Annotated in this window: 11 protein-coding genes; 5 read left to right on the forward strand and 6 right to left on the reverse strand. The window is 70.8% G+C overall.

All coding sequences use genetic code 11. From position 1 onward, the window contains the following. Positions 1 to 96 precede the first annotated feature (96 nt). Positions 97 to 1,602, forward strand: a complete 1,506-nt coding sequence (locus E3328_RS08575; protein ID WP_135364154.1) for a replication factor C large subunit — start codon at positions 97 to 99, stop codon at positions 1,600 to 1,602. A 3-nt stretch (positions 1,603 to 1,605) separates the two neighbouring features. On the opposite strand, the gene E3328_RS08580 is transcribed toward E3328_RS08575, so the two are convergent. Beyond that, a complete protein-coding gene (locus tag E3328_RS08580) occupies positions 1,606 to 1,911 on the reverse strand; it encodes a hypothetical protein (protein ID WP_135364155.1) in 306 nt (101 codons plus the stop codon). 160 nt (positions 1,912 to 2,071) lie between these two features. Between E3328_RS08580 and E3328_RS08585 the strand changes: the two genes are divergently transcribed. After that, positions 2,072 to 3,460 carry a hypothetical protein gene (locus tag E3328_RS08585; RefSeq protein ID WP_135364156.1) on the forward strand — a complete coding sequence of 463 codons (1,389 nt, stop codon included), beginning with the start codon at positions 2,072 to 2,074 and terminating at the stop codon, positions 3,458 to 3,460. A 121-nt stretch (positions 3,461 to 3,581) separates the two neighbouring features. Here E3328_RS08585 and E3328_RS08590 read toward each other — a convergent pair whose 3' ends face one another. After that, positions 3,582 to 4,427 (reverse strand): COX15/CtaA family protein, encoded by an 846-nt coding sequence (locus tag E3328_RS08590; protein WP_135364157.1) that lies wholly within the window; start codon positions 4,425 to 4,427, stop codon positions 3,582 to 3,584. A 364-nt stretch (positions 4,428 to 4,791) separates the two neighbouring features. Between E3328_RS08590 and E3328_RS08595 the strand changes: the two genes are divergently transcribed. Then, positions 4,792 to 7,059 carry an NADP-dependent malic enzyme gene (locus E3328_RS08595; protein WP_135364158.1) on the forward strand — a complete coding sequence of 756 codons (2,268 nt, stop codon included), beginning with the start codon at positions 4,792 to 4,794 and terminating at the stop codon, positions 7,057 to 7,059. A 238-nt stretch (positions 7,060 to 7,297) separates the two neighbouring features. Here E3328_RS08595 and E3328_RS08600 read toward each other — a convergent pair whose 3' ends face one another. Further along, positions 7,298 to 8,503 carry an outer membrane protein assembly factor BamB family protein gene (locus tag E3328_RS08600; protein WP_135364159.1) on the reverse strand — a complete coding sequence of 402 codons (1,206 nt, stop codon included), beginning with the start codon at positions 8,501 to 8,503 and terminating at the stop codon, positions 7,298 to 7,300. A 145-nt stretch (positions 8,504 to 8,648) separates the two neighbouring features. On the opposite strand from E3328_RS08600, the gene E3328_RS08605 reads away from it, so the two are divergent. After that, positions 8,649 to 9,008 (forward strand): hypothetical protein, encoded by a 360-nt coding sequence (locus E3328_RS08605; protein WP_135364160.1) that lies wholly within the window; start codon positions 8,649 to 8,651, stop codon positions 9,006 to 9,008. Here E3328_RS08605 and E3328_RS08610 read toward each other — a convergent pair. Beyond that, positions 9,005 to 9,670: a ribonuclease H family protein gene (locus E3328_RS08610; protein WP_135364161.1), complete on the reverse strand. Its 666-nt coding sequence runs from the start codon at positions 9,668 to 9,670 to the stop codon at positions 9,005 to 9,007. The genes E3328_RS08605 and E3328_RS08610 overlap by 4 nt on opposite strands. Before the next feature lie 195 nt (positions 9,671 to 9,865). On the opposite strand from E3328_RS08610, the gene E3328_RS08615 reads away from it, so the two are divergent. Next, on the forward strand, positions 9,866 to 10,813 hold the full coding sequence (locus E3328_RS08615) for a DMT family transporter (protein ID WP_135364162.1): 948 nt from the start codon (positions 9,866 to 9,868) through the stop codon (positions 10,811 to 10,813). Positions 10,814 to 10,896: 83 nt separating this feature from the next. Here E3328_RS08615 and E3328_RS08620 read toward each other — a convergent pair whose 3' ends face one another. Next, a complete protein-coding gene (locus E3328_RS08620; RefSeq protein ID WP_135364163.1) occupies positions 10,897 to 11,148 on the reverse strand; it encodes a DUF8028 family protein in 252 nt (83 codons plus the stop codon). Positions 11,149 to 11,392: 244 nt separating this feature from the next. After that, positions 11,393 to 11,824: a DUF8009 family protein gene (locus E3328_RS08625; protein ID WP_135364164.1), complete on the reverse strand. Its 432-nt coding sequence runs from the start codon at positions 11,822 to 11,824 to the stop codon at positions 11,393 to 11,395. Positions 11,825 to 11,927: the final 103 nt, after the last annotated feature.

Raw genomic sequence — 11,927 nt, forward strand, 5'->3', positions numbered from 1 at the left:
CTATCCGCCCGAGGAACTGCACGGTGAACTCGTGTGGCTGGACCAGTGGCGGTAGCTCCGAAACCACTAACCCCCTCACACGCCTTCGCTCTCCCAATGGACTGGACGGAGAAGTACCGGCCCTCGTCGCTCGACGAGATCCGCGGCAACGACAAGGCCCGCGACGCCCTGCAGGAGTGGGCCGACACCTGGGAGGACCACCGGGAGGCGGTCGTGCTCCACGGGTCGCCGGGGATCGGCAAGACCTCCGCGGCCCACGCCCTGGCCAGCGACAAGGGGTGGGCGACCATCGAACTCAACGCCTCGGACTCGCGGACCAAGGACGTGATCGAGCGGGTCGCCGGCGAGGCCGCGAAGTCGGGGACGCTCACCGCCGGCGAGGCCGGCCGCCGGGTCGTCATTTTGGACGAGGCCGACAACCTCCACGGCAACGTCGACCGCGGCGGGTCGGCGGCGATCACCTCGCTGGTCAAGGAGGCCAGCCAGCCGATGATCCTCATCGCCAACGACTTCTACGAGATGTCGTCGGGCCTGCGCAACGCCTGCCGGGAGATCGAGTTCCGCGACGTGTCCAAGCGCTCTATCGTCCCCGTTCTCCGGGACCTCTGTCGCAAGGAGGACGTCGAGTACGACGACGAAGCGCTCGACCAGATCGCCGAGATGAACAGCGGCGACCTGCGGGGCGCGATCAAGGACCTCCAGGCGATGGCCGAGGGGCGGGACCGCATCGGCGCCGACGACGTGGTCACCGGCGAGCGCGACCGGACGGAGGGCGTCTTCGACTACCTCGATACCGTGATCAAGGAGGCCGGCGCGGAGGAGGCGCTGAAGGCTTCCTACGACGTCGACGAGACGCCGGACGACCTGATCAACTGGATCGAGGACAACATGCCCAAGGACTACGAGGGCGAGGAGCTGGCGGTCGCCTACGACTTCCTCTCGAACGCCGACCGCTGGCTCGGTCGCGTGCGCGCCACGCAGAACTACACGTTCTGGCGCTACGCGACCGACAACATGACCGCCGGCGTGGCGGCCGCCCGCCGCGAGCCCAAGGGCGGGTGGACCCGCTACGGCCCGCCGAGCTACTGGTCGAAGCTCGGCCGCTCGCGGGGCACCCGCAACAAGCGCGACTACGTCGCCCGGCGGATCGCCGAGGCCGGCGGCGTCAGCATGTCGACCGCCCGCCGGGAGATCCTCCCGCACCTCTCGGTGATGACCCACCACTGCAAGAACCGCGAGCTGACCGTCGCGATGGCCGCGAAGTACGAGCTCGACACCGAGCACGTCTCCTTCGTCACCGGCAGCGGCGAGGACACCAACAAGGTCCAGTCGATCGTCGAGGACGCCGAGCGCCTTCGGGAGGAACGAGCCGTCGAGAACGCCGGCGGCGCGTTCGACGACGCCCACGCCGGCGGCGGCGGCGAGTCACCCGACGCCGAAAGCGACGACGAAGACGTGGAGGACGAACCGGCCCAGGCCTCGCTCGCGGAAGACGGGGCCGCAGCCGCGGACGCGGACGCCGGCGACGAGGACGCGGCCGACGCGGACGACCCGGAGGACGCCGAGGACGACGACCAGGCGGGTCTCACGGACTTCATGTAGGTCTCAGGCGGCCGACTCGGACCCGTCCGACCGTCGCATCCGCCAGCAGCGCCCGATGAGGACGATCCCGGCCAGCGCCGCGACTCCCGCTCCCACGTCGAGGGCGAGGGCCAGCCGCGGGTACGACGCGACCGCGGTCGCGTCGGTCAGTTCGAGGACGGTGGCCGAGAGGGCAACGAGGTACGTCCCGGCGGCCAGCGGGCGCTTCCACGCGGCCACCCCGCCACGGAACCGCCAGACTGCGGCGAACAGCACCGGGCCGGCGACGAGGACGGCGAGGTTCAGGGCGACGATGGGGCGGAGGGTCATACGGAAACGTCGGCAGGCCGACAGCAAATGCTTTGCGGCGCCGCGTCAGTCGGCGCGCCGGGCGCCGAAGCCCCCGGTGTCGACGACGGTTCGGTCGGCGAGGTGGTCCCGTGACGTGCGGCCACAAGGGATTTGCCGCACCGCGTTGACGACCCGGGCGATGCCCTCCGAGCGCGGTCTCTCCGACGCGATCGCCGTCTGTGCCGTGCTGACGCTCGTGGTCAGTCCCGTGGCCGCGACCGGCGGTCTGTCCCCGCCGGCGGCCTCGACCGACGAGCCCAGTGTCGGAACAGCCTCGACGAACGTGACGGTGACGGACCTGCGGGTCTGGAGCAGCGACCCGTCGCCGTATCCGGGCCTGAGCGACGAGCGGCCGCTGCACGAGGCGTTCTCCTCGCGTGCGGACGTCGAGCGGGCCATGGCCGACGGGAGTCTCCACCGGGACCGACGGGTGCCGGTGAACGGGACCCTCGTCCTGGAGTTGCGGATGCCGGGCATGGCCGACCGCCTCGCGAACGCCAGCGGACCCAACGAGACGGCGCGCTTTCTCGACGTGGTCTACGGCGCGGACGACGCCTTCAGACTGGAGGCCGCGTCCAGTCCGGGACCGATGAGACCCATATCGGTGCTCCTCTTCAACCGGACCAGTGCGACGACCGTCTACAGTGACCGGGACGCCGACACGTACTACGTCGTCGCCGATCCGACGAACCTCCGGTACGGATCGACCCGTCCGTACGAAGAGAGGCGAGTCGACTGGCAGCCGGACAGGGACCTCTCGCGGGCGCTCGACGGACTTGGGCCCTACGCGTTGAACGTGACCATCGACGGCAAGTCCGCCCGGTTTTTCGGGAACGCGAGTGTCTTCGACCTCACGTACGGGGATCACAGGAGTTGGCGTAAACTGAAGCCCGTCGTCGCGTTCACCGACGACGATGCGGAGACCGTCTTCGAGCTGCCCAGGGGGTGGAACCGGACGGTCCGGGCACAGTCCGACCAGCGGCTCGTCGCGCTCACCACCCTGGACGCGGGCGCGCCCGTGACCGTCAGGGTCGTGAACCGCTCCGACGGCGGCCCGCCGCTGTCGAACGCGACCGCGGCGACCGACGTGTTCGGCGACGGTCCCTCGTCTGACGCCTACAACGCCGAACTGGCCAACGACACGGTCATCACGTCGGCCACGGCGACGCTCGACGCGAGCGGGGTCGCGCCGAACACCACCGCGACGCTGGAAGTCGCTACCGACGGTCGCGTCCTCCTGCGCGAGCGGTTCACGGTCAGGCCAGCCCTCGCCACGTCGACGCCAGCGGAGATGGCCACGACCGCATCCACTGCCACGTCTTCACCGGCGGCTACGGAACCTGCCACGACCACGGCGAACCCGACGACCGCACCGGCACCGACACCCACGGCGACGGCCGTCCCGTCTCCGTCGCCGACCGAGACCACCGACGGGACGGGTCCAGGGTTCGGGCTCCTCGGAGGGGTCGTCGCGCTCGTCGCGAGCGGCTGGCGCCGGCGTCGAGACCGAGACGGGGACCGCTCGTGACTGCTACAGTCTTCGCGAGACCACGCGGAGACGGACCCGAGTGGCGCCACGACTCCCCGTCCGTGCGCTACTCTGAGAGGGTGTTTACGATCGGTACGGTCGCGAACGGGGCACCGGGTCGTCAGTCGGCGCGCTGGGCCCCGAACCCGCCGGTGTCGACGACGACGCGGTTGGCGAGGACGGCGAGGGCGGCGACGGCGAGCGCCAGCAGGAGCGTCGCGGCCTCGCCGACGCCGTCGGGGAGGCCCCACTTCTGGCGGCTCAACACCATGGCGACGTACAGCAGCGCGGTCGCGAGGGCGGCCACCGAGCGGAACCGCAGGAGGTTCGCGGGGTCGACCGCGGCCTCGCTCCAGGTCAGCAGCGCGACGAGGACCGCAAGCAGGGCGAAGGAGGCGGCGTAGTAGGCGACGAGGTTCGTCGGCGGGTGGTCGAAGACGGCGACGAACTCGAAGACGGCGACGAGCGAGACGAGGCCGCCGCCGAGGCCGACGACCGACCGGACGGCGTACGAACCGGGCGCGCCGAACAGCCGGGCGGTCGCGTAGACGAGCAGGGCGAAGATGACGGTCGCGGTGGTGAAGTGAGCCGTCTGGATGGCGGGGTTGAACCCGCGGGGGAACATGCCGCCAGCGGTGGTGGTCACGCCGCCGAGGACGATCTGAGCGGGGAGGATGGCGATGGCAGCGGTGACGGCGTAGCGGACGCGGCGGTCGTCCTGCCGGCGCCAGACGCCGTAGAGCCAGCCCAGCAACAGGAAACCGACGACCATCGCGACGAAGCGGTGGAACCACTCGAAGAAGCTCGCCCAGTTGGCCGGAAAGAGTCCCATCCAGCCGTTGCACAGCGGCCACCGGGTCCCGCAGGAGAGGCCGCCGCCGGTCGAGCCGGTGTGCAGGCCGAGCAGGATGAGGACGAACGTCAGCGCCGTCGTGACGCCCGCGAGGGTCCGGAGGCGACGGGTCATGCGCGCCGCTTCGGTCCCCACGGACTTTACTCCCCCCATTTCGTCGCCGGCGCCCGGCGAGCGACCGCCCCGGGGCTGGAACCGGACCTGCCACCGGAGTCGAGGCCGGACCGGAACCGTCCCCGGGTGGGAGCCCCCCGGAGTCGGAGCCGCCACTGCGACGGCGCGGTCCGACCGGCTCGCACCCGGTGAACGCCCCGTCGGGTGCGTTCCCCGACACGGAACGGTCCCCTGCCCCGCGAGCGTCTCCGCAGGGCCGTTCGACGGTGAGAATCGGCCGATCGGAGCTTCGACGAACAGCGAACAACTACCCGTCATTTGGCCAAACGCGAAAGTTTTTGGCCGCGCCGTTCGCGGATCGCGTATGGGACTCGACGAGGACGCACTGGAGTATCACCGGACGGAACCGCCCGGCAAGCTGGAGATCGCGACGACCAAGCCGACGAACACCCAGCGGGACCTGCAGCTGGCGTACTCGCCCGGCGTGGCGGCGCCCTGCCTGGAGATCGACGAGAACCCGGCCGACGCCTACGAGTACACGGCGAAGGGCAACATGGTCGGGGTCATCTCCAACGGCTCGGCGGTCCTCGGCCTCGGCGACATCGGCGCCCAGGCCTCCAAGCCCGTCATGGAGGGCAAGGGCGTCCTCTTCAAGCGGTTCGCCGACATCGACGTGTTCGACGTCGAGCTCGACGAGACGGACACCCAGGCGTTTATCGACGCCGTCGCGGCGATGGAGCCGACCTTCGGCGGGATCAACCTCGAGGACATCAGCGCGCCGGAGTGTTTCACGATGGAGCAGGAGCTCCGCGAGCGGATGGACATCCCCGTCTTCCACGACGACCAGCACGGCACCGCCATCATCTCGGGCGCCGCGCTGATCAACGCCGCCGAACTCACGGGCAAGAGCCTCGAGGACATGCGGATCGTCTTCTCCGGCGCCGGCGCCAGCGCCATCGCGACCGCCCGCTTCTACGTCTCGCTGGGCGCGAAGAAGGAGAACATCCTGATGTGCGACTCCTCGGGGATCATCACCGAGGAGCGCGCCGAGGCCGGCGATGTCAACGAGTACAAGCGGGAGTTCGCCCGCGACGTGCCCGAGGGCGACCTGGCGGACGCGATGGACGACGCCGACGTGTTCGTCGGCCTGTCGATCGGCGGGATCGTCGACCAGGAGATGGTCCGGTCGATGAACGAGAACCCGGTCATCTTCGCGATGGCCAACCCCGACCCCGAGATCGACTACGAGTCGGCCAAGGCCGCCCGCGAGGACACGGTCATCATGGGGACCGGTCGCTCGGACTACCCCAACCAGGTGAACAACGTCCTCGGGTTCCCGTTCATCTTCCGCGGCGCGCTGGACGCCCGGGCGAGGGAGATCAACGAGGAGATGAAACGCGCCGCGTCGGAGGCGCTGGCCGAGCTCGCCCGCAAGGACGTGCCCGACGAGGTCGTCAAGGCCTACGGCGACCAGCCGCTGCAGTTCGGCCCGGAGTACATCATCCCCAAGCCCGTCGACCCGCGCGTCCTCTTCGAGGTCGCGCCCGCCGTCGCCGAGGCGGCCATGGACTCGGGCGCCGCCCGCCGCGAACTCGACCTCGACGAGTACGTCGAGCGCCTGGAGGCCCGGCTGGGCAAGTCCCGCGAGATGATGCGCGTGGTGCTGAACAAGGCCCAGAGCGACCCCAAGCGGCTCGCCCTCGCGGAGGGCGCCAACGAGAAGATGATCCGCGCGGCCTTCCAGCTGCAGGAGCAGGGCATCGCCGAGCCGGTCCTCATCGGCGAGCGCGAGGAGATCGAGGACACCCGGGCCGACCTGGGGCTGGAGTTCGATCCGGAGATCGTCGACCCCGAGAACGGCGACTACGAGGAGTACGCCGAGCGGCTCCACGAGCTCCGCCAGCGAAAGGGCATCACCCGCAGCGAGGCCGCCGAACTCGTCGAGAACGACACCAACTACCTCGCCAGCGTGATGGTCGAACAGGACGACGCCGACGCGATGCTGACCGGGCTCACGCACCACTACCCCTCGGCCCTGCGCCCGCCGCTGGAGGTCATCGGCACGGCGCCCGACGCCGACTACGCGGCCGGCGTCTACATGCTGACGTTCAAGAACCAGGTCGTCTTCTGCGCGGACGCGACGGTCAACCTCGACCCCGAGGCGGACGTGCTCTCGGAGATCACCAAACACACCGCCAGCCTCGCCCGCGATTTCAACATCGAACCGCGGGCGGCGCTGCTCTCCTATTCGAACTTCGGCAGCGTCGAGACGGAGGGGACCGCGAAGCTCCGCGACGCCGTGAGCGACCTCCACGACGACCCCGAGGTCGACTTCCCGGTCGACGGGGAGATGCAGGCCGACACCGCCGTCGTCGAGGACATCCTCAACGGCACCTACGACTTCGCCGACCTGGAGGACCCGGCGAACGTGCTGGTGTTCCCGAACCTCGAGGCCGGCAACATCGGCTACAAGCTGCTCCAGCGGCTCGGCGGCGCCGACGCCATCGGCCCGATGCTGGTCGGCATGGACAAGCCCGTCCACGTCCTCCAGCGCGGCGACGAGGTCAAGGACATCGTCAACCTCGGCGCAGCCGCCGTGGTGGACGCCCAGCAGCAGGAAGACGAGGAGTAGGCGTCCGGCGCCGGGGCCGCCGGTTCACCGCCCGAGGGGAGTGAGGGCGGCTTTTTGCCCCATCTTTTTCGAGGAGCGATTCCCGCAGTGAGCGGAGCGAACGGGGAAATCCGACGAGAAAAAGGTGGTAGCGACATCGTCAACCTGGGCGCAGCCGCCGTGGTGGACGCCCAGCAGCAGGAAGACGAGGAGTAGGCGTCCGGCGCCGGGGCCGCCGGTTCATCGGACCGGCCCGGGGCTACTCCTCTGCGAGCGCGTACACGTCGCCGGCGAACGAGACGAAGTAGACGGTCCCGTCGACGACGACCGGCGGGCTGCGGACCCCGCCGTAGGTCGCGTCGGCGATGGGTCGGTCGCGGACGTCGAACCGCCAGCGTTCGGTCCCGTCGGTGTCGAAACAGTACAGCCGTTCCCGGTCGGTACAGACGACCCCCTCGCGGGTGACGGTCGGCGCGCGGCCGTCGTAGCCGAGCGAGCCGGACCAGCGGCGGTCGCCGTCCGGGTCCAGCGCGACGAGCGACTGCTCGGTGGGGACGTAGACGGCCTCGTCCGTGGCCGCGACGGAGTGTCTGATGGGGTCTCCCGTGTCGACGTGCCACAGTTCGTCGCCGTTCGCGGGGTCGAGCGCCGACACGCGCCCGTCGCGGGCGCCGACGTAGACGGCGCCGTTTTGGACCGTCGGCGCGGCCCACACCTCGTCGCTGGCCTCGAAGCGCCACAGCTGTTCGCCGCTCTCCGCGTCCAGCGCGTAGGCGACGCCGCGCTGGCCGCCGCAGACGAAGGCCGTCCCGTCGGCGACGGCGGCGGTCGAGGCGTGTTCGCCCGCCTCGAAGCGCCACAGTTCGCTCCCGTCGTCGGCGTCGATAGCGGTCACCTCGGTCTCGTCGAGTCCGTTGCCGGCGTACAGCGTCCCGTCGGCCAGCGTCAGCGGTGCGCTGACTTCGGTCCACGGGGCCGCTCGCCACCGCTCGCTCCCGTCGGCGAGGTCGACGGCGACGACACCCCGTTCGGTGCCGCCCGCGCCGTTCCACGTCGGGACGTACGCCGTCTCGGCCGTCGCCGTCGGCGGAGCGGCGAGGCTGTTTCCCACGTCGGCACTCCAGCGCTGCTCGCCGTCGTCGCGGTCGAGGGCGACCACGTCCCTGGCGGCGACGACGACCGTGTCGCCCGCGACGGCCACGCCGCCCTCGGCAGGGTCGAGGCGCGTCCGCCAGCGCCGCCCGGGCGAGTCCGGTGCCGCGGTGTCGACGACGCCCGTGTTCGCCGCGTCGTACTGGTACTGGGTGGTCGGCGGTCCGCCTGTCCCGTCTCCGTTCGGGTCCCCGCGGTCCGACTCACCGGCCGTCCCGGTGCCGGGACTGGCGACTCGTCCGGGACAGCCGGCGAGCGGAATCGCGGAAAGCGGGACCGCTGCGCCTCGGAGGAAGCGCCGTCGGGAGACCATGGTCGACAGTCGTCAACGGTGCGATAAATGTCTTCGGTGATCGGCCGTCGCGGGGCAGCGCCCCGACCGGGATCCGAGCCTCCCTCCGACCGCCCCGCTCGACACAAAACATACGTGTGCGATCCGCGTCGACCCGGGTAGAGCGATGGACAAGACGGTCGACATCTCCGGCTGGCCGACGCGGGCCTACCAGTATCTGCTGTCCGGCTCCTTCGTGTTCGCGGTGCTGTTCGTCGGGGCGTTCGCGCTCTGGAAGGGACTGCTCGCACTCGGTATCACGGTCCCGCGCCCGAACGGAGCGGTCTGGCCGGTCGTCTTCGCGGTCCTCTGGGCGGTCCTGACGGGGAAGTGGGTCCGGCACCTCCGCGCGGCCGACGGCGACTGGTGGGGACCGATCCCGCGCGAGCAGTACCTCGGGCGGTTCGCCGGCTACGGCGGACTGGCCCGACACAGCTGGGAGCGGTCGGTCGACAAGCTGTACGACGACGGTGACGACCGCGACTAGTCGCTCGCGCTGCCGCGGTCGGCCCTGGAGGGCGGCGGGTAGCGGTCGTCGCCGGCCGTGGTGGGGTCGTCGGGGAGCAGACAGCGGTCGGGTTCGCCGTTGACGTGGGCGTACTCGTCGGGGGCGTTGGCGAGCGGGTGGGCGGGGTTGTACCCGCTGTCGATGCGGGCGGCGCGGATCTCCGCGAAGTCGCGCAGCCGGGAGCTGATGCCCCGCCAGTGGAGGCCGATGGCGGGCGGGTGGGTCACCGAGTGGGTCGGCTCCAGCTCGGGGTCGCGCTCGGTCAGGACCCTGGCGTTGACGTTCTCGGCGAGGGTGTCGTGGTCGATGAGCACGCCCACGCTCGCGTCGGCTGGCGAGCGGGCGGCGAGCACGTCGAGGCCGAGGTGCAGCGCCCGGTACTCGGCGACGTTGTTGTCGGGGGCGCGGTCGGGCACCGACAGCCGCGCGACGCGCTCGCCGTCGCGCGTCTCGATGACGACGCCGAGCCCGCCGGTGAACTCGCGGGCGTCGTCGCCCGGCGCGGTGCCGCCGGCGGCCCGGTAGGAGCCGTCGGTGGCGAGATAGAAGTCCCGGTGGTGTGTCCGCGGCGGGTGTGCGATGTGGGGCGTCGGTGCCTCGTCGAACAGGTCCCGAAGCGTCGGCCGGCCGTATGCGGCCATACGATGCCTTGGTGATGCGGTAATTTAAACGTAGGGGGGCTTCGGGGGTCGGTCCCACCCCGGTCGCCCGGTTTCCGTCGGTCTACCGACCCGGCGCGCCGTCGTCGCCCGTTCGCCCGCTCCGACGGGCATCCTCGGCCGGGCGAGCGGGACGGAACCCGAAAGGTTCAGGGTCGGCCGTCCGAACCTCGGGGCGTGTCCACGTACCGGAACCTCGGACTCTTTCTGGTGCTGTCGGCGCTGTGGGGGTCGGCGTTCGTGGCGATCAAGGCCGGGCTCGCTGCGTTCCCGCCGGTCCTGTTCGCGGCGCTGCGCTACGACGTGGCCGGCGTCGTGATGCTCGGCTACGCGGCCGTCCGGGCCGACAACCCGTGCCCGCGGGGCCGCGACGAGTGGGCGACCGTCGCCGTCGGCGCGGCGCTGATGATCGCCGCCTACCACGCGTTCCTGTTCGTCGGCGAGCAGGGGACGACCAGCGCCGCCGCCGCGGTCATCGTCAGCCTCTCGCCCGTGCTGACGACGGTGTTCGCCCGCGGGCTGCTCCCCGACGAGCGGCTGTCGGCCGTCGGCGTCGTCGGTATCCTGCTCGGGCTGGTCGGTGTCGTCGCCGTCGCCCAGCCGGATCCGGCGACGCTGCTGAGCAGCGAGACGCTCCCGCAGCTGCTGGTGTTCGCCGCGGCGCTATCCTTCGCGCTGGGGAGCGTTCTCACCACCTACATCGACGCCGGCGTCGAGATCGAGACGATGGAGGCGTGGTCGATGCTCGGCGGCGCCGGCCTCATGCACCTCGTCAGCCTCGGGCTCGGCGAGTCGTTCGCGGCGATCACGTGGTCGCCGACGGCGCTGTGGTCGCTGGCGTACCTCTCGGTCGGGGCCAGCGCCGTCGGCTTCCTCGTCTACTTCGACCTGCTGGAGCGGCTCGGCCCCGTCGAGATCAACCTCGTCTCCTACGTCGCGCCGCTGTTCGCCGCAGTCACCGGGTTCCTCCTCCTCGAGGAGGTGGTCGACGCCTGGACCGCGGCGGGATTCTGCTGTATCTTCGTCGGGTTCGTCCTGATCAAACGTCGGGCGCTCCGCAGGGAGATCCCGCGGCTGAGAGCGGCGCTGGCCGGCGGCGATGGACGGCGCCGAGAACGTCGATAGGCGGTCGGGCGAAGCGCGGTCCGGGGACCTCGGTCGGCGTCGCCGGGGTGGAGGGGGCCCGGCGGGGCCCGGCGGTCGGCGGTTCAGTCGCGGTAGTGGGGGTGGCCGACGAGCAGCGCGACGACGTTCAGCGCCAGCAGGGCGAGGAACGCGTCGGTGTACGGCTCGGCGGACAGCCCGGTCGCCAGCAACAGCGGCAGGTGGAGGAAGGGGAGCGCGACGGCCGCCCAGAAGGCGGCGCCGGTGATCGGCGCGACGACGCTCCTGCCGACGTCGGGGACGGCGATGTCGGCCGTGTCGAGCGATGGCGTGAGGTCGGACGAGCGACTTGACATGCGGGGAACCCTCGTACTTTCACCATAGCCCGGCATTACCTTATAACCGTCCGAGGCTTCCGGTCATTTCACAACGTTTCAGACGAACGCCCCGCACGTAGTGGATGTTTTACGAACCCCGATTTCGTTTCATCGACGCCCGAGAGACGGCGAGACGTTTTATCGAGCGCGCTGCGTCGTTCTCGTCGATCAGTTGACGAGTACTGTGCGATCAGTTGCCAAACGTACGCCTTCGGTCGGGGGTTCAGCCGAGCAGGGAGACCTCGACCTCATGTGGACCGTGGGGGGTCTCGACGGTCGCGGTGTCGCGGACGTGGTCGGTGACCGTCTCCCGCCAGGTCGCCACGGCGTCCTCGTGGCGGTCGTGGTGGCGTTCGACGGTGTACTCGGTGTCGGGGTCCGCCCGGAGCCGGTCCTCCGTGTCGGCGGGCCGCGGGTAGGTCGGGGCCGCGTCGTCGAGCAGCGCCACCGGGTCGACGTGCAGCGGTGCCGGCGACTCGTCGTACTCGCCGGTCTCGACGTGCAGCCGAGCGCGCATCCGCCCGCTGAACGGCGGCGTCGCCCGCAGCACGACCGGCCGGTCGCGCTGTGCCCGGGCCTCCAGCGCGGCGACCACGTCCTCCGCGGTCACCGCCAGCGTCCGGATCCGCCGCGGGTCGTCCGACGTGTGGTCCATCCGCCGGGTACCAGGGCGCTCGCCGACATAACGCCGTCGATGGACAGGCTCGCCGGTCCGCCCTGTTTTCACACATGATAATCAGTGGGATGGTTTTATGCGC

Origin of the sequence: Halosimplex halophilum (assembly GCF_004698125.1) — an archaeon.
GTDB lineage: Archaea > Halobacteriota > Halobacteria > Halobacteriales > Haloarculaceae > Halosimplex > Halosimplex halophilum.